Raw genomic sequence first — 23,772 nt, 5'->3', positions numbered from 1 at the left:
GGGCGGTCACCGGGGCTCGGAGCCGTACCAGACGGTGGTGGCGTTGCAGAACTCGCGGATGCCGTGCCCGGCGAGTTCGCGCCCGTAGCCGGAGCGCTTCACGCCGCCGAAGGGCAGCGCGGGGTGGGAGGCGGTCATACCGTTGAAGAAGACACCGCCGGCCCGGAGGTCGCGGACGCAGCGTTCGGCCTCGCCGGCGTCGCGGGTCCATACGTTGGAGCTGAGCCCGAAGGGGGTGTCGTCGGCCACTTCCAGGGCCTGGTCGAGACTGTCCACGCGGTAGAGGGAGGCGACCGGGCCGAAGGTCTCCTCGCGGTGGACGCGCATCTCGGGGGTGATACCGGCGAGGACGGTGGGCGCGTAGAACCAGCCGTTCTCCAGTCCGCCGGCCAGGCCTTCGGGGCGGCCGCCGCCGCACAGGGCCTCGGCGCCCCGGCGCAGGGCGTCGTCCACCAGTTCCTCGATGTCGGCGCGGCCCTGTTCACTGGCGAGCGGTCCGACGTCGGTGGATTCCTCCAGCGGGTCGCCCACGGTCAGTTCGCGCATGCCGGCGGTGAAGCGTTCGGCGAACTCCTCGTACACCTCGGTGTGCACGATGAACCGTTTGGCGGCGATGCAGGACTGGCCGTTGTTCTGGGCGCGGGCGGTGACGGCGGTACGGGCGGCCTTGGCGATGTCCGCCGAGGGCAGGACGAGGTAGGGGTCGCTGCCGCCGAGTTCGAGGACGGTGTGCTTGATCTCGTCGCCGGCGATCGCCGCGACGGAGCGTCCGGCCGGTTCGCTGCCGGTCAGTGTCGCGGCGGCGACGCGGGGGTCGCGCAGGATGCCCTCGACGGCCTTGGAGCCCACCAGCAGGGTCTGGAAGCAGCCGGCCGGGAAGCCGGCGCGGCGGAAGAGGTCGCCGAGGTAGAGCGCGGTCTGCGGCACGTTGGAGGCGTGCTTCAGCAGGCCGGTGTTGCCCGCCATGAGGGCGGGGGCGGCGAAGCGCACGACCTGCCAGAGCGGGAAGTTCCACGGCATGACGGCCAGGACCGGGCCCAGCGGGCGGTAGCGGACGTACGCGCGTACCGCGCCGGAGTCCTCGACGTCGGCGGGCGAGGGGTGCTCGTCGGCGAGCAGTTCCTCGGCGCGGGCGGCGTACCAGCGCATCGCCTTGGCGCACTTGGCGGCCTCGGCGCGGGCGGCGGTGACGGGTTTGCCCATCTCCAGGGTCATGGTGCGGGCGATGTCCCGCCGGTCCTCGTCCAGCAGGTCGGCGGCCCGGCCGAGCAGCCGGGCCCGTTCGCCGAATGAGGTGGTGCGGTAGTCGCGGAAGGCGGCGTCGGCCGCGGCGATCCGCTTCTCGATCTCGTCGTCCTCCAGTGCGTCGAACGTCCTGAGCGTCTCGCCGTTCGCGGGGTTGACCGTCGCGATGGGCATGCCTGTGGCCTCCTTGCCTCGGTACCTCGACCGTGCCGCGCGCCGGGGCCCGCCGCAACGCGGGCCGGGCACGGCGGGCCCCCGCCACCGCGTACCCGGCCGGCGCGGATCATGCGTGCTCGGGGACACACGATCCGCGCCGGCCGGGGGTCGGGGTGGCGGGGTGGGACGGGGCGGGACCGCCGGGGCCCGTCCGCCTCAGACGAGGGCGGGGGTGGGGGCGGCGTCGGGGACGCTCTCCTCGACGGCGGCCGGGACCGGCTCGGGGATCTCGGCGGCCACGACGGGCGGGCGGCGGAACTCGCGGACGCCGGGCAGCGGCGGCAGCGGCACCAGTCCGATGTGCTGGGGCTCCTGGGCGTACCGGGTGAACCAGACGACCTTGCCGTCGGCGGTGCGGCAGGTGCCCCAGCTGTCGCTGAGGGCCATGACGCGGCTCAGGCCGCCGCCGCCCTCGCGGAGCAGCCGGGGCATCCCGGAGCCGTTGTCTGCGACGGAGACCGTGAGGTGCCGTCCGGACCAGCGGAGTTCGACGACGCAGCGGTTGTCGTCACCGACGTGCCGGTGGACATTGGTCAGCAGCTCCTCCACGGCACGGCACACGGGCCGTACGTGGAGTTCGAGACTCCAGTGGCGCAGATGGGCGGCGACTATGCGTCGCAGCCGGCCGACACGTTCTGCGGAAACCTGGAGTTCGACCAGATAGTGCCGGTCGAGTGGAACGGTCATCGTCGAGGCTCCTCACATCGAGGCCCACGTGCTTCGCCCCGTTGAACCAACGACCCCCGAATACGAAGAGTGAGCGGATGTCTCTTCTGGGTCACTCCACAGGGTGACCCCGCTGGGCCGGTCGCGCAACATGTCGGCCCGCGCACCCGGTGTGACCGGCGCTTTCGCGCGGTCGGGTGACCGGCGCGCCGGGTGGTCAGGGCAGCCGGGTGAGCACCCGGTCGGGGGTGAGGGGCGGGGTGCGCAGCCGGACGCCGGTGGCGTGCCGGAAGGCGTTGCCGATCGCGGCGGCGGCGCCGACGATGCCGATCTCCCCGATGCCCTTGCTGCCCATGGGGTTGAGGTGGGGGTCGTCCTCCTCGATCCAGTGCGCGTCGATCGCGGCCACGTCGGCGCAGACGGGCACGTGGTACGAGGCGAGGTCGCATTCGGTGAAGTCGCCGAAGACGGGGTCCATGGTGGAGCCCTCGGTGAGGGCCATGCCGATGCCCATGGTCATGCCGCCGATGAACTGGGAGCGTGCGGTACGGGGGTTGAGGATGCGGCCGGCCGCGAAGACGCCGAGCATGCGGCGCACCCGCACCTCGCCGGTGCGGGTGTGCACGGCGACCTCCGCGAAGTGGGCGCCGAAGGCGTGGCGGGCGTACGGGGATTCCGCGGCGGTCTCCTCGGTGGTGTCCGCGGTGACGGTCAGGCCCTCGGCGGGCAGGGGTCCGGTGTGCGCGGCGAGCCGTTCCGCCAGCCGGGTGGCGGCCTTGTGGACGGCCCAGCCCCAGGAGGCGGTGCCCGAGGAGCCGCCGGCCGGCGGTGCGTCGGGCAGGCCGCTGTCGCCGATGTCGATGGCCACGTCGTCCAGCGGTACGCCGAGGGCCTGGGCGGCGATCTGGGCGAGGACGGTGCGGGCGCCGGTGCCGATGTCCGTCGCGTTGACGGCGATCCGGTGGCCGCCGTCCGGGTCGGCATGGGCGGAGGCGTGGCAGGCACCGGCGTAGACGGGGTACGTGGCCGAGGCGACCCCGGTGCCGAGGAGCAGGGGGCCCTCGCGGCGGCTGCCGGGGGCGGGGTCGCGGTCCTGCCAGCCGAAGCGCGCGGCGCCCTCGCGCAGACAGGCGGCCAGGCCGCGGCTGCTGAAGGGTTTGCCGGAGTCCGGTTCCTCGGCGGGATCGTTGCGCAGCCTCAGTTCGACGGGGTCGAGGGAGAGTTCGGCGGCGAGTTCGTCCATGGCGGACTCCAGCGCGTACATGCCGGACGCCTCGCCGGGGGCGCGCATCCAGGAGGGGCTGGGCACGTCCAGGGCGGTGACCCGGTGGGTGGTCCGGCTGTGAGGGGAGCCGTACATGACGCGGGCGGGCACGGCGGCCTGCTCCACGAACTCCTTGACCCGGGAGGTGTGGGTGACGATCTCCTGGGCGACGGCGGTCAGTGTGCCGTCCCGCTCGGCGCCGAGCCGGACGCGCTGCACGGTGGGCGCGCGGTGGCCGACGAGGGCGGGCATCTGGCGCCGGGGCAGGGCGAGTTCGACGGGGCAGCCGGTGTGCAGCGCGGCCATCGCGGCGAGCACGGCCTGGGGGCGCGGGGTGCCCTTGGAGCCGAAGCCGCCGCCGACGTGCTCGGAGACGGCGGTGACCTGGTCGGCGGTGAGCCCGAAGGCGGCGGCGAGGCTGTCGCGCACCTTGGTGGCGCCCTGGCTGGAGTCCCACACGGTGAGGTGTCCCTCGGGCGACCAGTGGGCGGTCGAGGCGTGCGGCTCCATCGGGTGGTTGTGCAGCGCCTCCAGCGTGTACGTCACGTCGACGCGTACGGGCGCGTCCGCGAAGGCGCGGTCGAAGTCGCCGCGTTCGCGGACGGCCGGGTAGCCGCCGTTGGCGTTCTCGGGGGTGTAGAGGCCGGGGTGGTCCGCGGTGAGGAGCACGTCGTGCGGGGAGGTCTCGTACGCGATGTGCAGGGCGTCGGCGCCCGCGCGGGCGGCGGCGAGGCTGTCGGCGACGACGAGCGCGACGGGCCAGCCCCGGTGGGGCACCCGGTCGTTCTGGAGGACGGCCAGGATGGGGTCGTCCGGCTCCTCCAGGCGCGGCGCGTTGTCGTGGGTGAGCACGCAGTGGACGCCGGGCTGGGCCAGGGCGTCGACGGTGCGTACGGCGGTGACCCGGCCGGCCGGGACGGAGGCGGGCACGGGCCAGGCGTAGAGGCAGCCGGGCAGACCGCGTTCGGCGGCGTAGCGGGCGGTGCCGGTCACCTTGGCGCCGCCCTCGCGGCGGACGGCGGGCGCGCCCAGGGGCTGGGGGGCGTGGCTCATGGCGGGGTCCTCGGTGATCAGGTGCGGGCGGCGAGTTCGGCGAGGGCGTCCACGGCCAGGTGCCGGGCCAGGCGGACCTTGAAGGCGTTGTCGCGCAGGGGGCGGGCGGCGGCGAGTTCGGCGTCGGCGGCCCGGAGGAAGGTGGCGTCGTCGGCGGGTGCGCCGTGCAGGATCTCCTCGGCGGCGCGGGCCCGCCAGGGCCGGTGGGCGAGTCCGCCGAATGCCAGGGCGGCGTGGTCGACGCGCCCGTCGCGGACGCGCAGGACGGCGGCGACGGAGGCGAGCGCGAAGGCGTAGGAGGCGCGGTCGCGGGCCTTGCGGTAGAGGCTGACCGTGCCGTCGGGCAGTGGGGGCAGCAGTACCTCGGTGACGAGTTCGCCGGGCCGGACGACGGTGTCGGCGTCGGGGTTGTCGCCGGGCAGCCGGTGGAACGCGGTCACCGGCACGGTGCGTTCGCCCTCCGGTCCTTCGAGGACGGCGTCGGCGTCGAGCGCGGCCAGGGCGACGGCCATGTCGGAGGGGTGGGTGGCGACGCATTCCTCGGAGTGGCCGAGGACGGCGAGGTCGCGGTGGGTGCCCTCCCGGGCGGGGCAGCCGCTGCCGGGAGCGCGTTTGTTGCAGGGCTTGGAGGTGTCCTGGAAGTAGGGGCGGCGGGTGCGCTGGAGGAGGTTGCCGCCGGTGGTCGCGATGTTGCGGAGCTGCCCGGAGGCGCCGGCGAGCAGGGCCTGCGAGAGGGCGGGGTAGCGGGTGCGTACGGCGGGGTGGGCGGCCAGGTCGCTGTTGCGGACGGTGGCGCCGATGCGCAGCCCGCCCTCGGGGGTGTCCGTGACCCGGTCGAGCGGCAGCCGGCTGACGTCGACGAGCAGGCCGGGCGTCTCCACGCCGAGCTTCATCAGGTCCACCAGGTTGGTGCCGCCGCCGAGGAACTTCGCTCCGGGGTGGGCGGCGCAGGCGCGGACGGCGTCGGCGACGGTGTCGGCGCGCAGATGGGCGAAGGGTTTCACGGCGCCACGTCCTGGACCGCCTCGGTGATCCGGGGGTAGGCGCCGCACCGGCAGAGGTTGCCGCTCATCCGCTCGCGGATCTCCTCGGGGGTCAGGCGCGCGGGCGCGTTCACCGGCGCGTCGTGCGGGGTGGCGTGGGAGGGGTGGCCGGCGGCGGCCTCGGCGAGGACGCCGGCGGCGGAGCAGAGCTGGCCGGGGGTGCAGTAGCCGCACTGGAACGCGTCGCGCTCCAGGAACGCCTCCTGGAGGGGGTGCAGCCGCTCGCCGGCGAGTCCCTCGACCGTGGTGACGCGGGCGCCGTCGTGGGCGACGGCCAGGAGCAGGCAGCTGTTGGCGCGGCGGCCGTCGACGAGGACGGTGCAGGCGCCGCACTGGCCGTGGTCGCAGCCCTTCTTCGCCCCGGTCAGGTCCAGGTGGTGGCGCAGGGCGTCCAGGAGGGTGGTGCGGTGGTCGAGGGTGAGGGTGTGCGCGGTGCCGTTGACGTTCAGGGTCAGGGTGGCGGAGGGCAGGTCGCCGGGGGGCCCGGATTCACCGGCGGCGCCCTCCCACACACTGGTCGGGTCCACGGCGACACCTTTCCACGGGGAACTTTGTCCGATTTCTACCAGACATGCACTGCGGCCAGGTGTCCCGTCGCCGTCCCACGCGTGCGTTCGGCCTACTTGTTGTCCAGCCGCAGGCGCACTTCCTCCTCCTGGTCCCCCGACACCGTGCCGACGACCCGGACGGCGAAGGCGTCGGCCAGGCCCGCGCGGAGCCGGTCCACCGCCCCGTAGCCGCCCTGCACGTCGAGCGTGACGGGGCCGCCGAGGCGCACGGAACCGGAGATCACCCGCGCCTCGGAGACGTCGACGGTCGCGGTCCACACGGTGGGCCGCCTGCCCGCGGTCTCGTGGGGCACGTCCGCCGACGAGCGGTCGGTGGTGAAGGCGGCCCGCAGCGCGTCGAAGACCGTGCGCGCGTCGTCCTCGGGGCACTCGCCGAGAACGACCGACACCTCCTGGTCGTGGTGGTCCTCCGTGGCCTGCCGCTTGTCCTGTGCGCTGTTCACCGCGGTTCCTTCCGAAGGGGGCAATGCCGTCATCTCCAGGCTGACCCCGTCGGCGGTCGGCTGCGACAGGAGCGGCCCGGACCCACCCCCGGGTGCCCGGCCCGAGCCGGCTCACACCGGTCGAAACATTTTCGGCACCCATATCCACTTAAAACATGAATTCGAACGTCGTCCCGAGTGGTGGCCTCCGAGCGGGGTATCCGGCAATCATGGATGTTTCGGATGGAGCCCTGAATTCCCTGGCGGTCACCCTCGCGGACGGACGCGGTGCGACGGGCGTCGTGCTGGGTGTGATCGGCGTGCTCCTGGTGCTCTTGCTGATCGGCGCCTTCATTCTGGGCAAGCGACGGCACGACCAGGAACTGCCCCCGCCCCGGCCGGACGAGCAGCCCGTCGGCCCCGCCCACCGCAGCCACGAGGAGCAGCCGGACGTCCACGGCGACGACCGCTTCCCGGCCGACGGCCGGGGCCTGTCCCCGTACGAGCTGGGTGAGCGCGGCAACGAGCCGATCCGCCACGAGGACGACGACAAGCGGGACTGACCCGCGCCGCGCCGGGGCGGGCGGGGCGGGTGGTGCGTGTGTTGCGGGAGCGGCCGCCCCCGGTGAGGCTGGTTGACGGCCCCCGAGGGCCGCCGGCACCTCTGCCGCACCCCCGATGAAGGCAGTAAGCACCATGACCCCAAGCACCTCCGGCACGGCGCCCGCCCGCGCGGCCCTGACCGGGTCCGCGGCTCCGTGCTGGGTCAATCTGATGACCCGCGACCTGGAGTCCGCCCAGGCGTTCTACGGCCCGGTGATGGGCTGGTCGTTCCGCACGGGCCGGCTCGGCCAGGACTTCGCGGTGGCCCGCCTGGGCGATGTGCCGGTCGCCGGCATCGGCGCGGTGGCCACCGCGTTCCGCGTCGCGGTCGCCTGGACCCCGTACTTCGCCGTCCGGGACGCCGATGTGGCCGCCGCCCGCATCCGGGAACGCAGCGGCACGGTGGCGGTGGGGCCGCTGACGCTGGGCAAGGGGCGCGGTGCGCTGGCCGCCGACCGGGACGGGGCGGGCTTCGGCATCTGGGAGCGGACCGAACCGGCGACGTCTCCCCCGGCCCCGGCGGGCCACGCCCACGCCTGGCTGCGGCTGCGCACCCGGAGCGCCTTCGACGCCGCGATCTTCTACGGCGAGGTGCTGGACTGGGCGAGCGGGCTGCCGGGCGCCTGCGAGGTGGCGTACGCCAAGGACGAGGTCGTCGTGTGCTGCGGGGGGCGTCAACTGGCCCGGATCAGCTCCGGCGCGGTCGAGGCCGCCCCCGATCCGCTGGTCCGGCCGCACTGGCAGGTCAACTTCCCGGTGGACGACGTGGCGCTCGCCGTGGAGCGGGCGCGCGCGCACGGGGGCTCGCTCGTGGAGGAGTTGACGCATCAGGAGGGCCGGGAGGCGACGCTCCTGGACCCGGACGGCGGTCTGTTCACCGTGACCGACCTGCATCGCGCGCCCTGAGCGGCGCGCCGGGTGCCCGTCAGGGCACGGGCAGGCACAGTTCGGGCCGGTCCCACATCACCGCGGGGGGCGCGGCCCGTACGGTTCCGGTCCGCCGCGCGCCCATGTTCAGGTAGAAGCCCTCGGCCGGCGGATGCGAGACGACGCGCACACCGGGCAGTCCGCGGGCTCCGGCCTCGCGGCGCAGATGTCCGACGAGCAGCCTGCCGGTGCCGGTGCCCTGGGCCTCGTCGGCGACGAAGAGCAGGTCCAGCTCGGGCGGCTCCAGGATCAGCGAGTAGAACCCGAGCACCTGGTCCGTCGCCTCCCGCACGGCCGCGAACACCTGATGGGCCTCGATGTAGTCCGGCCCGACCCGGTATCCGGCGACCATCGGCGCGTAGTGGCCCTCGTAGGCGCGCGAGGAGCGGACCAGCCGGGTGAGGCGCTTGGCGTCGCGCGCGGTCGCCCGCCGGACGCGGACCGGACCGCCGGACGCCCGGCGGCCCGCCGGCGTAACGCTTGATCTCATGGAGCGAGTATTACGTACGCCGCGCGGTGCCCCGACCGCCGGCGTGGCTCTCGCCGCCATCAGTGGGTGTGCGCGGCTTCCGACGTCCCGGTCTCCGGCTTCCCGGTCTCCGGCTTCGGGTCCTGCGGCTTCGCGGCTTCCGGCTGCGGCGCCTGCCGGCCGGTGGTGACGGTGAACGCGGCGGTGTGCACCTTGCCGCCGTGGCGGAAGTCCAGGAACAGCCGGTACGTGCCCGCGCTCGGGGCCGTCGCGGCGAACGAGACCGAGGGGCCGGGGCCGCCCTCCTCGGGGTGGACGTGCAGGTAGGCGAGGTCGCCCGCGCGCAGGGCGACGAGGTGCCCGTAGGCGCCCAGGTAGGGCTGGAGGTCGGTGACGGGCTTGCCGTCGCGGCTGACGGTCAGGGTGAGCTCGCGCTCGCGGCCCGGCACGGGGGTGCCGTCCAGGGTGACGCGGTAGCCGTCCGTCGTGGTGGTGGTGCTCGCGGCCGGCAGCGCCTTGGGCCGGTAGTGCCCGGCGACGGCCAGGTCGGCGCCCAGGGTGAGGTTGCGGGCGCCCTCCGCCTCGGGCGTGAAGTCGGCGAACACCCGGTAGTCACCGGCCTCCGGGAGTGCGGCGGTGACCGACCAGACGCCGTCCGCGCCGCGCTCCGGGTGCAGGTGCCGGTAGGTCGTCAGGTCGTGCGAGGCGAGGATGAGGTGGAGTTCCTTGCCGTGTTCGCGCTGGTAGGCGGTGAGGGGGCGGCCGGTGGCGTCGTCCAGGACGGCGAACCGGAGCGCGGTACGGTCGCCGGCCTCGACGGCCGGGGTGCGCAGGTCGAGGGTGTAGCCGCCGTCCGACACCTGGAGCCCGCCGGGGGCCGCGGCGGCCGCGTTCGCGCCGTGCCCCGCGTGCTCCGCGCCGCCGCCGTGGCTCTTGCCGTGGCCGGCGGCGGGCTGGGCGGCCGCGGTCCCGACCGGGCCGATGCCGCCGCCCACCCCGTAGGCGATGCCGAAGGTCGCGGCGAGCGCGGCGGCGAATGCGGTGGTCTTCAGTCCGTTGTTCATGACGCTCTCCTCGGGAACGCGGCTTCTCGGTACACCCACAACATACCCCCTGGGGGTATGTTGTCAACAGTCCGGGGCGCAGCGGGAGCGAGAAGCGCGGGTGCCGTTACGCGCCGGCGTAGACGACCAGTTCGCCGCGCAGCCGCCGCAGCACGGGACCGGGGACGCGCAGGCAGTCGCGCACATAGCCGTCCAGGCCGCCCCAGCGCTCGTCCATGGCGTCCAGCGCCGTATCGAGGTAGCGCGGGCGCACCTCGGTGATCGCGGCGGCGATCTCCGGGTCGCCGCCGGCGTCCAGGAAGCCCTGCGCATACGGGCGGCCGGCGGCTCGCAGGACCGGGTTCACCGCGAGGAACTCCCGGCGTACGACGTCCCGCGACGCCCCGAGGAGCAGGAGCAGCAGGGCGGCCGCCCAGCCGGCCCGGTCCTTGCCGGTCGCGCAGTGGAAGAGCACCGGCCGCGCGGCGGGATCGGCGAGCGTGTCCAGGAGGGCCCGGTAGGCGGCGGCGGCTCCGGCCGAGAGGACCAGTTGGCGGTACGACCGCGCGACCGCTTCCTCCGCCTTGCCGTCGCCCAGCAGGCGTTCCGCCTCGACGGGGTCGGCGAGCAGGGCCCGGAAGCGGGCGGGGGTGACGCCGGGGTTGTCCCCCAGGACGTCGGCGACGAAGAGGCGGGAGCCGGGCGGCAGGGCGTCCGGGGCGGCGGAGCGTTCGTCGGCGGTCCGCAGATCGACGACCGTGCGGATGCCGAGCGCGGCCACGGCCGCCGCGTCCACCGGGTCGAGGCCGCCGAGCCGGCCGGAGCGCAGCACCACGCCCCGGCGGACCTGCCGGCCGGGGCCCAGGGGAATGCCTCCCAGATCGCGCAGATTGAGGGCGGAAACGGTCGGGACGGCCCTGACGGTGTGCACGATGGATTTCCTCATTTCCCGGCACGCGTCCGAATTGATTTCGGCCTGGCCGGATCAAAGTCGCATGATGTCGTCACATCGACAAAGTAAAACGCCGGTGATCACCGATCGGGCACGCCGGTGCGGAATCGCGGAGCGGCCGCGGACTCACCCCGCGAGCAGCCGTGCCTTCTGGGCCTCGAATTCCGCGTCGGTGAGAATGCCCTGCTGCTTGAGGGCGGCGAGCCTTTCCAGCTGCCCGATCAGGTCGTCGCCGGGCGCGGCGGCCGGCGGTGCGGCGGCCGGGGGCGCGGGCTGCGGGACCTCGCGCTGCGCCTCCTGCTCGGCGAACCGGTTCTGCTGGTGCTGCTGGACGCGGCCGGAGACGGCGGACGCGGTGCCGGCGATGACGGCGGTGCGCGCGGCGGCCCCGATGAGGCCGGGTCCGCGGCGGTTCATTCCGGGGCCTCGGAAGATCGGCATGGTGTGTTCCCCTTCCGGTGCGGGCGTCAGCCGTGGTGGCCGGCGGCGGAGGCGGCCGCCTCGGCGACCGCCGCGGGAATCCGTTCGTGGGCGACGACCTGGCCGCCCGAGGCGCGGACGGCCTCGGTGAGCGGGACCGCCCAGAGGTCCTCCCACACGATGAGCGCGGCGGAGCTGCCCGGCGGCACGCGCTCGCCCAGCATCCGGATGTCCTCACTGCTCAGCATGCCGCTGACCTCGCCCTCCACCGGCTCGAAGGAGACCAGGTCGTCGGGGTCGAGATCATCCAGTTCGACGGCCTCGATCGTGCCGTCGTCGGCCCGCTGCACGAAGGTCAGATCCAGGATGCGGACCGCCTTCGAGGCGACCGCGTCGGCCAGTGCCGGCGCGATGGCACCCGTGAACCGGCTGCCGGGAAAGGCGACGACGAGGTACTCCACTGGTCCCACGGTCACGGGCGCGTCCTCTCCGGATGAATGGATTGGCAGCAGCATAACTTTGGGTATTCCGTAGCGCACTGTGGCGAATCGGTACAGAGCGTCGGGCGTTGCTACGCGACAGTACGTAAAGGATCAAGCGCGCTGGGGGAGGGCAAGGTCACAGGCCGACGCGCTGCTGCTCCGCCGGGAGCTGCCCTAGCATCTGGGCCATGACGGTCCAGCCTGCTGACGGGCTTTCGCTGGCCGCCGGATTCCCTGACCCCGCCCATGAGCAGTGGCAGAGCCTCGTCGAGGGTGTGCTGCGCAAATCGGGCAAGGACGTGTCGGGACCGGCCGCCGAGGAAGCGCTGTCCACCACGGTGGAGGACGGGCTCATCACCCGCCCCCTCTACACCTCGCGCGACGACGCGCCCGATGCCGGTCTTCCGGGGTTCGCCCCCTTCACCCGCGGCGGCACGCCCGAGGGGTGTACGGCGACCGGCTGGGGCGTACGGCAGCGGCACGCGTGCACCGACCCCGTCCGGCTCAACGAGGCCGTGCTCACGGACCTGGAGAACGGCGTCACCTCGCTGTGGCTGGCCGTCGGGGGCGCCGGCGGCGTACCGGTGTCCGGTCTGGAGCGGGCGCTCGACGGCGTCCTGCTCGACCTGGCCCCCGTCGTCCTGGACGCCGGCGCCGAACTGGACGCGGCGGCGGCCGAGTTGCTGCGGCTGCACACACTGCGCGGCACCCCGGCCGGACAGGTGCGGGGCAGCCTGGGCGCCGACCCGTTCGGGCTGGCCGCCCGCGAGGGCACCGCGGCGGACCCGGCGGACGCCGTGCGCTGGGCGCTGCGGTGCGCCGGGGAGTACCCCGCGCTGCGGGCCGTCGTCGTGGACGCGATGCCGTACCACGAGGCGGGCGGCTCGGCGGCCCAGGAGCTGGGCGCGTCGCTGGCCACCGGCGTCGCGTACCTGCGGGCGCTGACGGAGGCCGGGCTCGGTGTCGAGGCGGCGTGCGCGCAGCTGGAGTTCCGGTACGCGGCGACCGCCGACCAGTTCCTGACGATCGCGAAGACGCGGGCGGCGCGCCGGCTGTGGGCCCGCGTCGCCGAGGTGTGCGGGGCGCCCGGCGCGGGTGCGCAGCGCCAGCACGCCGTGACGTCGCCGGTGATGATGACGCGGCGCGATCCGTGGGTGAACATGCTGCGGACCACGCTGGCGAGCCTGGGTGCGGGCGTCGGCGGCGCCGACGCGGTCACGGTGCTGCCGTTCGATCACGCGCTGGGCCTGCCCGACGCGTTCGCCCGGCGCATCGCCCGCAACACCTCCACGATCCTGCTGGAGGAATCGCATCTGGCGCGGGTCGTCGACCCGGCGGGCGGCTCCTGGTACGTGGAGCGGCTCACCGACGAACTCGCGGCGTCGGCCTGGGCGTTCTTCCAGGAGATCGAGCGGGCCGGCGGTCAGGCGGCGGCGCTCGGCTCGGGAATGATCGCGGAGCGGATCGCGGCGACCTGGGCGGAGCGCAGGAAGGACCTGGCGCGGCGCAGCGAACCGGTCACCGGGGTGAGCGAGTTCCCGCTGCTGACGGAGCGCACGGTGGAGCGCGAGCCCCACCCGCGGACACCGGCCCGGCGCGGTCTGCCGGTCGTGCGACGCGACGAGGAGTTCGAGGCGCTGCGGGTCCGGTCGGACGCGCATCTGGCGGCGACCGGCGCCCGGCCCCGGGTGTTCATCGCCGCGCTCGGCCCGGCGGCGGCCCACACCGCGCGGGCCTCCTTCGCCGCGAACCTGTTCCGGGCGGGCGGCATCGAACCGGTGCACGAGCCGGTGCGGGTGGACGCGTCGTCGGTGGCCGCGGCGTTCGCCGCCTCGGGGACGGACGTGGCGTGCCTGTGCTCCGGTGACGCGCTCTACGCCGAACAGGCGGAGCCGGTGGCGGCGGCGCTGGTCGCGGCGGGCGCGCGGCGCGTGTATCTGGCGGGGCGGCCCGGCGCGTACGACGGTGTCGACGAGTACGTCTTCGCCGGCTGCGACGCGGTGGCCGTGCTCTCTTCCCTTCTCGACCGGATGGGTGTGGCGTAATGCGTATCCCCGACTTCTCCGACATCGGGCTCGGGCCGGACGGCTCTCCCGAGGTCACCGAGGACCAGTGGCGCGCCGCGGTCAAGGAGTCCTCCGGCGGCTCGGCGGCGGACCTGGTGTGGGAGACCCCCGAAGGCATCGCGGTCAAGCCGCTGTACACCGGCCGGGACCTGGAGGGGCTCGACTTCCTGGGCACGTATCCGGGCATCGCCCCGTATCTGCGGGGCCCGTACCCGACGATGTACGTCAATCAGCCCTGGACGATCCGGCAGTACGCGGGTTTCTCCACCGCCGAGGAGTCCAACGCCTTCTACCGGCGCAATCTGGCGGCCGGGCAGAAGGGCCTGTCGGTCGCGTTCGACCTGCCGACGCACCGCGGTTACGACAGCGACCACCCCCGGGTGACGGGCGACGTCGGCATGGCGGGTGTGGCGATCGACTCGATCTACGACATGCGCCGGCTGTTCGACGGCATTCCGCTGGACCGGATGTCGGTGTCGATGACGATGAACGGCGCCGTGCTGCCGGTCCTCGCGCTGTACATCGTGGCCGCCGAGGAACAGGGCGTACCGCCGGAAAAGCTGGCCGGGACCATTCAGAACGACATTCTGAAGGAGTTCATGGTCCGCAACACCTACATCTATCCGCCGAAGCCGTCGATGCGGATCATCTCCGACATCTTCTCGTACACCTCGCGGAAGATGCCGCGCTACAACTCGATCTCCATCTCCGGCTACCACATCCAGGAGGCCGGGGCGACGGCCGATCTGGAGCTGGCGTACACCCTGGCGGACGGGGTGGAGTACCTGCGCGCCGGACGGGCCGCGGGGCTCGACGTGGACGCGTTCGCGCCCCGGCTGTCATTCTTCTGGGCGATCGGCATGAACTTCTTCATGGAGATCGCGAAGCTGCGCGCCGCCCGGCTCCTCTGGGCCAAGCTCGTGCAGCAGTTCGAGCCGAAGAACGCGAAGTCGCTGTCGCTGCGCACCCACTCGCAGACCTCCGGCTGGTCGCTGACCGCGCAGGACGTGTTCAACAACGTCACCCGCACCTGTGTGGAGGCGATGGCCGCCACCCAGGGCCACACCCAGTCGCTGCACACCAACGCCCTGGACGAGGCGCTGGCCCTGCCCACCGACTTCTCGGCGCGCATCGCCCGCAACACCCAGCTGCTGCTCCAGCAGGAGTCCGGCACCGGCCGGGTCATCGACCCGTGGGGCGGCAGCGCGTACGTGGAGAAGCTGACGTACGACCTCGCGCGGCGGGCCTGGCAGCACATCGAGGAGGTCGAGGCGGCCGGCGGCATGGCCAAGGCCATCGACGCGGGCATCCCGAAGCTGCGCATCGAGGAGGCCGCCGCCCGCACCCAGGCGCGCATCGACTCCGGCCGGCAGCCGGTGATCGGCGTCAACAAGTACCGGGTCGAGACCGATGAGCGGATCGATGTGCTCAAGGTGGACAACTCCTCGGTGCGCGCCCAGCAGATCGAGAAGCTGCGGCGGCTGCGCGAGGAGCGCGACGAGACGGCCTGCCGGGACGCGCTGCGCGCGCTGACCGAGGCGGCCGGGCGGGAGCCGGGCCCCGGACTGGACGGCAATCTGCTGGCGCTGGCGGTGGACGCGGCCCGTGCGATGGCCACCGTGGGCGAGATCTCGGACGCCCTGGAGAAGGTGTACGGCCGGCACGCGGGCCAGATCCGTACGATCTCCGGTGTGTACCGCAACGAGGCAGGGGAGTCGCCGTCCGTGGACCGCACCCGCGCGCTGGTCGACGCGTTCGAGGAGGCGGAGGGGCGCCGTCCGCGCATCCTGGTCGCCAAGATGGGCCAGGACGGGCACGACCGGGGGCAGAAGGTGATCGCGACCGCCTTCGCCGACCTGGGCTTCGACGTGGACGTCGGCCCGCTGTTCCAGACGCCGGGCGAGGTCGCCCGGCAGGCGGTCGAGGCGGACGTGCACATCGTGGGCGTCTCGTCGCTGGCCGCCGGTCACCTCACGCTCGTCCCGGCGCTCCGCGAGGAGCTGGCCGCCGAGGGGCGCGAGGACATCATGATCGTGGTCGGCGGGGTCATTCCGCCGCAGGACGTCGACGCGCTCCTGGAGGCGGGCGCCGCGGCCGTTTTCCCGCCCGGCACAGTGATCCCGGAGGCGGCCCACGACTTGGTGACGCGGCTCGGTTCCGCTCTCGGCCACGAGCTGTGAGCCGCTGAGCGATGGCCCCGGGGATCGATCTCGACAGTTATGTGAAGGGCGTCCTCGACGGGAGGCGCGCGCACATCGCGCGCGCCATCACCCTCGTCGAGTCCACCCGGCCCGACCACCGGGCCCTGGCGCAGGAGCTGCTGCGCCGGCTGCTGCCGCACTCGGGCCGGGCCCGGCGCGTCGGCGTCAGCGGGGTGCCCGGTGTCGGCAAGTCGACGTTCATCGACGCGCTCGGCACCATGCTCACCGGGCTCGGGCACCGGGTGGCGGTGCTGGCGGTCGATCCGTCGTCCAGCCGGACCGGCGGTTCCATCCTGGGCGACAAGACCCGGATGGAGCGGCTGGCGGTGGACCCGGCGGCGTTCGTGCGCCCCTCCCCCACCGCGGGCACGCTGGGCGGGGTGGCGAAGGCGACCCGCGAGTCCATCGTGGTGATGGAGGCGGCGGGCTACGACGTGGTGCTGGTGGAGACGGTCGGGGTCGGCCAGTCGGAGACGGCGGTCGCCAACATGGTCGACACGTTTCTGCTGCTGACCCTGGCCCGGACCGGCGACCAGCTGCAGGGCATCAAGAAGGGCGTCCTGGAACTGGCGGACGCCATCGCCGTCAACAAGGCGGACGGCCCGCACGAACGCGACGCGCGGGCCGCCGCCCGCGAACTGGCGGGCGCGCTGCGGCTGATGCACGCGCCGGACGCGGCGTGGACCCCGCCGGTGCTGACGTGCAGCGCGCGCGAGTCGACCGGTCTGGACGCGTTGTGGGAACGCCTGGAGCAGCACCGGACGCTGCTGGAGTCCACGGGCCGGCTCGCCGCCAAGCGCAGCGAGCAGCAGGTGGACTGGACCTGGACGATGGTGCGCGAGGAGCTGCTGGAGAGCCTGCGCGGCCATGCCGGGGTGCGGGCGCTGGCGCCGGAGCTGGAGCGGCGGGTGCGGGAGGGGACGCTCCCGGCGACGCTGGCCGCCGAGAAGATCCTCGCCGCGTTCCGGGGGGCCGGCCCGGCGGGCTGAGCCGCCGGGCGGGCCGCCGCCCGCTCACATCCGGGTGTGCAGGGCGGCGGTGTGCTTGCGGACCTGTTCCGGGGTGAGATAGCTGTCGGTGTACTCGAAGTCCCGCAGGGTCGCCGGTTTGCGCGTCTGGAAGCCGGTGCGGACGAAGTCGTCGCCGGCGGCGGCGTTGATCAGCCAGTTCGCCATGACGCGGGCCTTGGCGACGTTGGTGCGCAGCGCCGTCCAGTGGTAGCCGCGGGCGACGGCCTGGGCGCCGATGCCGTGCATCTCGATGCCCAGGGGCCTGGAGACGGCGTCCTTGCCGCCGAGGTCCACGACGAGCCCGAGGTCGTGGTGGACGTAGGGCTCCATGGGCCGGCCGCGCAGCTTCGCGAGCAGGTTGTCGGCGAGCTTGCGGCCCTGGCGCATCGCGTGCTGGGCGGTGGGCGGGCAGACCGCGCCGTCGCCCTTGGCCAGGTCGGGCACGGCGGCGACGTCGCCGAGCGCGAAGATGCCGTCGTGGCCGGGCAGCGTCATCTCGGCGGTCACGGCGAGCCGGCCCTTCACGGTCTCCGCGTCGAAGGTGCCGACCAGCGGGCTGGCGGCGACCCCCGCGGTCCAGATCAGGGTCCGGCAGGGCAGCACCCGGCCGTCGGTGAACGTCACGGTCTCGGCCCCGGCCTCGGCGATCGACACGCCGAGCGACACCTCGATGCCCCGGTCGCGCAGCACCTTCAGGGCGCTGGCGCCGAGCTTGTCGCCCAGCTCCGGCATGAGCCTGGGCGCGATGTCGATGAGGTGCCACTTGACGAGCTTCGGGTCGAGGCGGGGGTAGTGCCGCAGCGCGTTGCTGGTGAGGCGCTGAAGGCAGGCCGCGGTCTCGGTGCCGGCGTAGCCGCCGCCGACCACGACGAACTGGAGCCGGGAGGCGCGCTCCCGCTCGTCGTGGCTGGCGTCGGCGAGGTCGAGCTGGGCGATGACGTGGTCGCGTACGTAGGCGGCCCCGGCCAGGGTCTTCATGCCTCGCGCGTGGTCGAGGAGGCCGGGGATGTCGAAGGTCCGGGTGACGCTGCCGGGGCTGAGGACGAGGTGGTCGTAGCGCTCGTCGACGATCTCGTCGGTGATCTTGCGGACCACGCAGACCTTCGCCCGCGGGTCCACGCCGATGGCCCCGCCGGGGATGATCCGGGTGCGGTGGCGGCTGCTGCGGCGCAGCGACACGGCGACGGACTGCGGGGTCAGCACCCCGGACGCCACCTGGGGCAGCAGCGGCAGGTAGAGCTGGTACGAGAAGGGGGCGACGAGCGCGATGTCCGCTTCACCGGGCCGCAGCCGCCGCTCCAGACGGCGTACGCACTCGACGCCGGCGAACCCGGCTCCGACTACGAGAATCCTGGGTCGTGCCACAGTGATCGTCCCTTCTGGGGGTCTGCACGGTCGTCCGTTCGCCTGCCCCGTCACACGCGCCCGTCACCTCTCATCTTCACGACCGGGGAGCGAGTGCGCCTGCTGGGAAGGCAGAACGGACGACTGGGGCGGGTCAGCGGGCCAGCTGGACCAGGACCCCGCAGACGCCCGCCGCGGCCCCCGCGCAGACCACGGCGGCGGCGACGCAGCGGGCGCGGAGCCTGCGGTAGCGCGCGGTGTACTCGCGGCGCAGGTGCAGGGCGCGGGCGGAGATCCGGGCCAGCACGGCCCGGGACTCGGCGGTGCGTTCGGCGGTGTAGACGCGTTCCACGTCCGCGCGCTGGGCGGTCGTCAGCCAGGGCAGCTGGTCGGTGAAGTGCCGGGCGAGCCGGTGGGCCCGCTCGACCTCGGCGTTCCACAGCAGATAGCCCTCCAGCTGGGCCAGTCCCCGCGCGCTCTCTGCCTCCGGCCCGGACCCCGTCCCTTTCTTGTGGGCGCTCACGCCTGCTTGTCCCCCGGCGCCACCGTCACGGAGGTGTGGGCGCGGTTCTCGGCCTCCTCCAGCTCGCGCACGACCGGGTGGTGCAGGTCGAACGCCGGGGACTCGGAGCGGATGCGGGGCAGGGTGACGAAGTTGTGCCGGGGCGGCGGGCAGGAGGTCGCCCACTCCAGCGAACGGCCGTAGCCCCACGGGTCGTCGACCCCGACCGGCTTGCCGTACTTGGCGGTCTTCCAGACGTTGTACAGGAAGGGCAGCATCGACAGGCCCAGCAGGAACGAGGAGATCGTCGAGATGGTGTTCAGCGCGGTGAAGCCGTCGGACGCGAGGTAGTCCGCGTACCGGCGCGGCATGCCCTCCGCGCCCAGCCAGTGCTGGACCAGGAACGTGCCGTGGAAGCCGGTGAACAGCGTCCAGAAGGTGATCTTGCCGAGCCGTTCGTCCAGCATCTTGCCGGTGAACTTCGGCCACCAGAAGTGGAAGCCGGAGAACATCGCGAACACCACGGTGCCGAAGACCACGTAGTGGAAGTGGGCGACGACGAAGTACGAGTCGGAGACGTGGAAGTCCATCGGGGGCGAGGCGAGGAGCACCCCGGTGAGACCGCCGAAGAGGAACGTCACCAGGAAGCCGATCGACCACAGCATCGGTGTCTCGAAGGACAGCGAGCCGTGCCACATGGTGCCGATCCAGTTGAAGAACTTCACCCCGGTGGGCACCGCGATCAGGAACGACATGAAGGAGAAGAACGGCAGGAGCACACCGCCGGTGACGAACATGTGGTGTGCCCACACCGTGATCGAGAGCCCGGCGATGGAGATCGTCGCACCGACCAGCCCGATGTAGCCGAACATCGGCTTGCGGCTGAACGCCGGGATGACCTCGGAGACGATGCCGAAGAACGGCAGGGCGATGATGTACACCTCCGGATGGCCGAAGAACCAGAAGAGGTGCTGCCACAGCAGGGCGCCGCCGTTGGCCGCGTCGAAGACGTGCGCACCGAACTTGCGGTCCGCCTCCAGCGCGAGGAGGGCCGCGGCGAGCACCGGAAAGGCCATCAGGACCAGTACGGCGGTCAGCAGGACGTTCCAGACGAAGATCGGCATGCGGAACATCGTCATACCGGGTGCGCGCATGCAGATGATCGTGGTGATGAAGTTGACCGAGCCGAGGATCGTGCCGAAGCCGGAGAGGGCCAGGCCCATGATCCACAGGTCTCCGCCGATGCCGGGCGAGCGGACGATGTCGGTCAGCGGCGAGTAGGCGAACCAGCCGAAGTCGGCGGCGCCGTTCGGGGTGAGGAAGCCGGCCACCGCGATGAGCGAGCCGAAGAGGTACAGCCAGTACGCGAACATGTTCAGCCGCGGGAACGCCACGTCGGGCGCGCCGATCTGCAGCGGCATGATCCAGTTCGTGAACCCGGCGAACAGCGGCGTCGCGAACATCAGCAGCATGATCGTGCCGTGCATCGTGAACGCCTGGTTGAACTGCTCGTTCGACATGATCTGCATGCCGGGCCTGGCGAGTTCGGCGCGCATGAAGAGGGCGAGCAGCCCGCCGCCGAGGAAGAAGGCGAACGAGGTGAGCAGGTAGAGGGAGCCGATCGTCTTGTGGTCGGTGGTGGTCAGCCATTTGATGACGACGTTGCCGGGTTCCCGGCCGTGCACCGGCAGTTCGTTGGAGTACGACTCCTCGTCCTCGGCCGTACGTGGTGTGCCCGTCGTCGTCACGGGGCCGCTCCTTCGCTTGTGCGTCCGTGTTTCCGGATGCAGCAAACCAGCGAAGCGGGCCCGTCGTGCGCCCCGGCACCCGCCCGGACCCGACATTTCACCCGTCAGGGGGGGTTACGAACGCGGGGACGCCCCGGCGCGGCGGGAGCCGGGCCGGGGCGTCGGGTGCGCGATCGGGTCAGGCGAGGCTCGCGATCGCCTGGTTGAACGTCGCGGAGGGGCGCATGACGGCCGCGGCCTTGGCCGGGTCGGGCTGGTAGTAGCCGCCGATGTCGGCCGGCTTGCCCTGGACGGCGATCAGCTCGTCGACGATCGTGCGCTCCTGCTCGGCCAGCGTCTTGGCGAGCGGGGCGAACGCGTCGGCCAGTTCGGCGTCGCCGGTCTGCCGCGCCAGCTCCTGGGCCCAGTACAGGGACAGGTAGAAGTGGCTGCCGCGGTTGTCGATGCCGCCGAGGCGGCGGCTGGGCGACTTGTCCTCGTTGAGGAACGTGGCCGTGGCCCGGTCCAGCGTCTCGGCGAGGACCTGGGCGCGGGCGTTGCCCGTGCTCTGCGCCAGGTGCTCGAAGCTGGCCGCGAGGGCGAAGAACTCGCCCAGGCTGTCCCAGCGCAGGTAGTCCTCCTTGACCAGCTGCTGGACGTGCTTGGGCGCGGAGCCGCCGGCGCCCGTCTCGAAGAGGCCGCCGCCGTTCATCAGCGGGACGACCGAGAGCATCTTCGCGCTGGTGCCGAGCTCCAGGATCGGGAAGAGGTCGGTGAGGTAGTCGCGGAGCACGTTGCCGGTGACCGAGATGGTGTCCTCGCCGCGGCGGATGCGCTCCAGCGAGAAGGCGGTGGCCTTCTCCGGGGACATGATCTCGATCTGCAGACCGTCGGTGTCGTGGTCGGCGAGGTACGTCTTGACCTTGGCGATGAGCTGCGCGTCGTGGGCGCGGTCCTCGTCGAGCCAGAAGACGGCCGGGGCGCCGGTGGCGCGGGCGCGGGTGACTGCGAGCTTGACCCAGTCCTGGATCGGGAGGTCCTTGGCCTGGCACATGCGGAAGATGTCGCCGGCGCCGACGGCCTGCTCCAGCACGGCGTTGCCGGCGGCGTCGACGACGCGGACGGTGCCCGTGGTGGGGATCTCGAACGTCTTGTCGTGGCTGCCGTACTCCTCGGCCTTCTGCGCCATGAGGCCGACGTTGGGCACCGAGCCCATGGTGGCCGGGTCGAAGGCGCCGTTGGCGCGGCAGTCGTCGATGACGACCTGGTAGACACCGGCGTAGCTGCTGTCCGGGAGGACGGCGATGGTGTCGGCCTCCTGGCCGTCCGGGCCCCACATGTGGCCGGAGGTGCGGATCATGGCCGGCATGGAGGCGTCCACGATGACGTCGCTCGGGACGTGCAGGTTGGTGATGCCCTTGTCCGAGTCGACCATGGCGAGGGCGGGGCCCGCGGCCAGCTCGGCGTCGAAGGACTCCTTGATCTTCGCGCCCTCGGGCAGGGACTCCAGGCCCTTGAGGATGCCGCCCAGACCGTCGTTCGGGGTCAGGCCGGCGGCGGCGAGCACGTCACCGTACTCGGCGAAGGTCTTCGGGAAGAAGGCGCGCACGACGTGGCCGAAGATGATCGGGTCGGAGACCTTCATCATCGTGGCCTTGAGGTGCACGGAGAAGAGCACGCCCTCGGCCTTGGCGCGGGCGATCTGGGCGGTGATGAACTCGCGCAGGGCGGCGACGCGCATGACGGAGGCGTCGACGACCTCGCCGGCGAGGACCGGTACGGACTCGCGCAGCACGGTGGTGGTGCCGTCGTCGCCGACCAGCTCGATGCGCAGGCTGCCGGGCTCGGCGATGACCGCGGACTTCTCGGTGGACCGGAAGTCGTCGACGCCCATGGTGGCGACGTTGGTCTTGGAGTCGGCGGTCCAGGCGCCCATGCGGTGCGGGTGGGTCTTGGCGTAGTTCTTGACCGAAGCGGGGGCGCGGCGGTCGGAGTTGCCCTCGCGCAGGACCGGGTTGACGGCGCTGCCCTTGACCTTGTCGTAACGGGCGCGGACGTCCTTGTCCTCGTCGCTCTTCGGGTCGTCCGGGTAGTCCGGCAGGTCGTAGCCCTGGGCCTGGAGCTCGGCGATGGCGGCCTTGAGCTGCGGGATCGAGGCCGAGATGTTCGGAAGCTTGATGATGTTGGCGCCCGGCGTGGTGGCCAGCTCACCGAGCTCGGCGAGCGCGTCGTCGATGCGCTGGTCCTCCCGGAGGCGGTCCGGGAAGCCCGCGATGATCCGGCCCGCGAGCGAGATGTCCCGGCTCTCGACGTTGATCCCGGCCTTGGAGGCGTACGCCTGGATCACGGGCAGGAACGAATAGGTCGCCAGGGCCGGGGCCTCGTCGGTGTGTGTATAGATGATGGTCGAGTCAGTCACCCTGTGCTCCGCTCCACGTCTGCAACATTGCTTGACATCAAGATATCTCGTGAGGGGCGCCGACTCGACAGGACCCTGCCCACACCGGCCGGAACCTTGCCCAGGGGCGGCCGCCGGGCGGGATCTGTTCGCCGGCGGGGGGCGGTCCGGGCGGGGTGCCGTCGCCGAAGGGGCGGCCGCCGAGCTGTTCCCGGTGGTGCGGGGTCAGCCAGCCGGACAGGTCGGGGCCGGCGGGCACGATGCCGGTGGGGTTGATGCCGGTGTGCACCCGGTAGTAGTGCTGCTTGATGTGGTGGAAGTCGACCGTGTCCCCGAATCCGGGTGTCTGGTAGAGGTCCCTGACGTACGCCCAGAGCACCGGGTCCTCGGAGAGTTTGCGGCGGTTGCACTTGAAGTGGCCGTGGTAGACGGGGTCGAAGCGCACCAGGGTGGTGAAGAGGCGGATGTCGGCCTCGGTGATCGTGTCCCCGACGAGGTACCGCCGGTCCGCCAGCCGCCGCGAGGTCTCCTCCAGGCGGCGGAAGAGCGCTTCGTACGCCTCCTCGTAGGTGTCCTGACCGTCCGCGAAACCGGCCCGGTACACCCCGTTGTTCACGTCCCGGTAGATGCCCTCCATGACCTCGTCGATCTCCGCGCGCAGCGGCTCGGGGTAGAGGTCGGGCGCCCCGGGCCGGTGCAGGGCGGTCCACTCGGTGGCGAGGTCCAGGGTGATCTGCTGGTAGTCGTTGGTGACGAGCCTGCCGGTGGGCACGTCCACGATCGCCGGGACGCTGACCCCGCCCGGATAGCCGCGCTCGCGCGCGTCGTACGCCTCGCTGAGGTAGCGGATGCCGAGGACCGGGTCGCGGCCGTCCGGGTCCAGTGTGAAGCGCCAGCTGCGGTCGTCCTGGAGCGGGTCGGCGACGGCGAGCGAGAGCGCGTCCTCCAGGCCGAGCAGCCTGCGGGAGACCAGGGCCCGGCTGGCCCACGGGCAGGCGCGACTGACGACGAGCCGGTAGCGGCCGGCTTCGACGGGCCAGCCGTCGCGCCCGTCGGCGGTGACGCGGTCCGCGAAGTGGCTGCGGGAGCGCTTGAAGGGCTTGTGCCCGTACGAGCTGTTGCCGTCGGTTCCGGCGGAGTCGTTCATCGC

General features: G+C 72.8%; 21 protein-coding genes. 5 read left to right on the top strand and 16 right to left on the bottom strand.

Going from position 1 to position 23,772, the window contains the following annotated elements:
* Positions 1–6: 6 nt before the first annotated feature.
* From DNK56_RS16915 to DNK56_RS16890, 6 genes are all read right to left on the bottom strand, one after another.
* Complete coding sequence (locus tag DNK56_RS16915; protein ID WP_111334920.1) at positions 7–1,419, bottom strand: NADP-dependent succinic semialdehyde dehydrogenase; 1,413 nt, start codon at positions 1,417–1,419, stop codon at positions 7–9.
* 198 nt (positions 1,420–1,617) lie between these two features.
* On the bottom strand, positions 1,618–2,148 hold the full coding sequence (locus DNK56_RS16910; RefSeq protein ID WP_111334918.1) for an ATP-binding protein: 531 nt from the start codon (positions 2,146–2,148) through the stop codon (positions 1,618–1,620).
* Positions 2,149–2,344: 196 nt separating this feature from the next.
* A complete protein-coding gene (locus tag DNK56_RS16905; RefSeq protein WP_111334916.1) occupies positions 2,345–4,444 on the bottom strand; it encodes a xanthine dehydrogenase family protein molybdopterin-binding subunit in 2,100 nt (699 codons plus the stop codon).
* Between the two features lie 17 nt (positions 4,445–4,461).
* Positions 4,462–5,448 carry an FAD binding domain-containing protein gene (locus DNK56_RS16900; RefSeq protein WP_111334914.1) on the bottom strand — a complete coding sequence of 329 codons (987 nt, stop codon included), beginning with the start codon at positions 5,446–5,448 and terminating at the stop codon, positions 4,462–4,464.
* Entirely contained in the window at positions 5,445–5,999 is a 555-nt protein-coding gene (locus DNK56_RS16895) for a 2Fe-2S iron-sulfur cluster-binding protein (protein WP_241989970.1), read from the bottom strand. The genes DNK56_RS16900 and DNK56_RS16895 overlap by 4 nt, the downstream gene beginning before the upstream one ends.
* 107 nt (positions 6,000–6,106) lie before the next feature.
* Complete coding sequence (locus DNK56_RS16890) at positions 6,107–6,499, bottom strand: hypothetical protein (protein ID WP_111334910.1); 393 nt, start codon at positions 6,497–6,499, stop codon at positions 6,107–6,109.
* A 209-nt stretch (positions 6,500–6,708) separates the two neighbouring features.
* Between DNK56_RS16890 and DNK56_RS16885 the strand changes: the two genes are divergently transcribed.
* Both DNK56_RS16885 and DNK56_RS16880 read left to right on the top strand, forming a co-directional pair.
* The gene (locus DNK56_RS16885) at positions 6,709–7,041 is read left to right on the top strand and encodes a DUF6479 family protein (RefSeq protein ID WP_111334908.1); all 333 of its coding nucleotides are present in this window, start codon (positions 6,709–6,711) and stop codon (positions 7,039–7,041) included.
* A gap of 133 nt (positions 7,042–7,174) precedes the next feature.
* Positions 7,175–7,987 (top strand): VOC family protein, encoded by an 813-nt coding sequence (locus tag DNK56_RS16880; protein ID WP_111334906.1) that lies wholly within the window; start codon positions 7,175–7,177, stop codon positions 7,985–7,987.
* Between the two features lie 19 nt (positions 7,988–8,006).
* Here DNK56_RS16880 and DNK56_RS16875 read toward each other — a convergent pair whose 3' ends face one another.
* The 5 genes from DNK56_RS16875 to DNK56_RS16855 all read right to left on the bottom strand — a co-directional run bounded on the left by DNK56_RS16875 (position 8,007) and on the right by DNK56_RS16855 (position 11,368).
* Positions 8,007–8,498 (bottom strand): GNAT family N-acetyltransferase, encoded by a 492-nt coding sequence (locus tag DNK56_RS16875; RefSeq protein ID WP_199563737.1) that lies wholly within the window; start codon positions 8,496–8,498, stop codon positions 8,007–8,009.
* A 59-nt stretch (positions 8,499–8,557) separates the two neighbouring features.
* A complete protein-coding gene (locus DNK56_RS16870) occupies positions 8,558–9,541 on the bottom strand; it encodes a hypothetical protein (RefSeq protein WP_111334904.1) in 984 nt (327 codons plus the stop codon).
* 106 nt (positions 9,542–9,647) lie between these two features.
* The gene (locus DNK56_RS16865) at positions 9,648–10,451 is read right to left on the bottom strand and encodes a tyrosine-protein phosphatase (protein WP_111334902.1); all 804 of its coding nucleotides are present in this window, start codon (positions 10,449–10,451) and stop codon (positions 9,648–9,650) included.
* Between the two features lie 147 nt (positions 10,452–10,598).
* Entirely contained in the window at positions 10,599–10,889 is a 291-nt protein-coding gene (locus DNK56_RS16860) for an SHOCT domain-containing protein (RefSeq protein WP_111334900.1), read from the bottom strand.
* A gap of 50 nt (positions 10,890–10,939) precedes the next feature.
* The gene (locus tag DNK56_RS16855; protein WP_241989905.1) at positions 10,940–11,368 is read right to left on the bottom strand and encodes a DUF6325 family protein; all 429 of its coding nucleotides are present in this window, start codon (positions 11,366–11,368) and stop codon (positions 10,940–10,942) included.
* Positions 11,369–11,562: 194 nt separating this feature from the next.
* On the opposite strand from DNK56_RS16855, the gene DNK56_RS16850 reads away from it, so the two are divergent.
* From DNK56_RS16850 to meaB, 3 genes are read left to right on the top strand one after another with little or no spacing between them, the layout of a single operon-like run.
* Positions 11,563–13,419: a methylmalonyl-CoA mutase family protein gene (locus DNK56_RS16850; protein WP_111334896.1), complete on the top strand. Its 1,857-nt coding sequence runs from the start codon at positions 11,563–11,565 to the stop codon at positions 13,417–13,419.
* Entirely contained in the window at positions 13,419–15,620 is a 2,202-nt protein-coding gene (gene scpA / locus DNK56_RS16845) for a methylmalonyl-CoA mutase (protein WP_111334894.1), read from the top strand. The genes DNK56_RS16850 and scpA overlap by 1 nt, the downstream gene beginning before the upstream one ends.
* Positions 15,621–15,631: 11 nt before the next feature.
* Positions 15,632–16,630, top strand: coding sequence for a methylmalonyl Co-A mutase-associated GTPase MeaB (gene meaB, locus DNK56_RS16840; protein WP_111334892.1), 999 nt, complete (start codon positions 15,632–15,634; stop codon positions 16,628–16,630).
* 24 nt (positions 16,631–16,654) lie between these two features.
* Here meaB and DNK56_RS16835 read toward each other — a convergent pair whose 3' ends face one another.
* The 5 genes from DNK56_RS16835 to DNK56_RS16815 all read right to left on the bottom strand — a co-directional run bounded on the left by DNK56_RS16835 (position 16,655) and on the right by DNK56_RS16815 (position 23,769).
* Positions 16,655–18,016 carry an NAD(P)/FAD-dependent oxidoreductase gene (locus tag DNK56_RS16835; RefSeq protein ID WP_111334890.1) on the bottom strand — a complete coding sequence of 454 codons (1,362 nt, stop codon included), beginning with the start codon at positions 18,014–18,016 and terminating at the stop codon, positions 16,655–16,657.
* A 133-nt stretch (positions 18,017–18,149) separates the two neighbouring features.
* The gene (locus tag DNK56_RS16830; protein WP_111334888.1) at positions 18,150–18,518 is read right to left on the bottom strand and encodes a hypothetical protein; all 369 of its coding nucleotides are present in this window, start codon (positions 18,516–18,518) and stop codon (positions 18,150–18,152) included.
* Positions 18,515–20,245, bottom strand: a complete 1,731-nt coding sequence (gene ctaD / locus DNK56_RS16825; RefSeq protein ID WP_111334886.1) for an aa3-type cytochrome oxidase subunit I — start codon at positions 20,243–20,245, stop codon at positions 18,515–18,517. The genes DNK56_RS16830 and ctaD overlap by 4 nt, the downstream gene beginning before the upstream one ends.
* Positions 20,246–20,423: 178 nt before the next feature.
* Positions 20,424–22,643, bottom strand: coding sequence for an NADP-dependent isocitrate dehydrogenase (locus DNK56_RS16820; RefSeq protein ID WP_111334884.1), 2,220 nt, complete (start codon positions 22,641–22,643; stop codon positions 20,424–20,426).
* Positions 22,644–22,680: 37 nt separating this feature from the next.
* Positions 22,681–23,769, bottom strand: coding sequence for a glutathione S-transferase family protein (locus tag DNK56_RS16815; protein WP_241989904.1), 1,089 nt, complete (start codon positions 23,767–23,769; stop codon positions 22,681–22,683).
* Between the last annotated feature and the right edge of the window lie 3 nt (positions 23,770–23,772).

The organism is Streptomyces sp. AC1-42W (assembly GCF_003248355.1).
In the GTDB taxonomy this organism is placed as follows: domain Bacteria; phylum Actinomycetota; class Actinomycetes; order Streptomycetales; family Streptomycetaceae; genus Streptomyces.
This window is presented reverse-complemented; position numbering and strand designations above follow the sequence as displayed.

Excerpts from the sequence above, each read along its gene's own strand:
- DNK56_RS16860 (WP_111334900.1), bottom strand. The coding sequence starts at position 10,889 with ATGAACCGCCGCGGACCCGGCCTCATCGGGGCCGCCGCGCGCACCGCC.
- meaB (WP_111334892.1), top strand. The coding sequence starts at position 15,632 with ATGGCCCCGGGGATCGATCTCGACAGTTATGTGAAGGGCGTCCTCGAC.
- DNK56_RS16885 (WP_111334908.1), top strand. The coding sequence starts at position 6,709 with ATGGATGTTTCGGATGGAGCCCTGAATTCCCTGGCGGTCACCCTCGCG.
- DNK56_RS16910 (WP_111334918.1), bottom strand. The coding sequence starts at position 2,148 with ATGACCGTTCCACTCGACCGGCACTATCTGGTCGAACTCCAGGTTTCC.
- DNK56_RS16850 (WP_111334896.1), top strand. The coding sequence starts at position 11,563 with ATGACGGTCCAGCCTGCTGACGGGCTTTCGCTGGCCGCCGGATTCCCT.
- DNK56_RS16875 (WP_199563737.1), bottom strand. The coding sequence starts at position 8,498 with ATGAGATCAAGCGTTACGCCGGCGGGCCGCCGGGCGTCCGGCGGTCCG.
- scpA (WP_111334894.1), top strand. The coding sequence starts at position 13,419 with ATGCGTATCCCCGACTTCTCCGACATCGGGCTCGGGCCGGACGGCTCT.
- DNK56_RS16905 (WP_111334916.1), bottom strand. The coding sequence starts at position 4,444 with ATGAGCCACGCCCCCCAGCCCCTGGGCGCGCCCGCCGTCCGCCGCGAG.
- DNK56_RS16870 (WP_111334904.1), bottom strand. The coding sequence starts at position 9,541 with ATGAACAACGGACTGAAGACCACCGCATTCGCCGCCGCGCTCGCCGCG.
- DNK56_RS16880 (WP_111334906.1), top strand. The coding sequence starts at position 7,175 with ATGACCCCAAGCACCTCCGGCACGGCGCCCGCCCGCGCGGCCCTGACC.
- DNK56_RS16815 (WP_241989904.1), bottom strand. The coding sequence starts at position 23,769 with ATGAACGACTCCGCCGGAACCGACGGCAACAGCTCGTACGGGCACAAG.
- DNK56_RS16915 (WP_111334920.1), bottom strand. The coding sequence starts at position 1,419 with ATGCCCATCGCGACGGTCAACCCCGCGAACGGCGAGACGCTCAGGACG.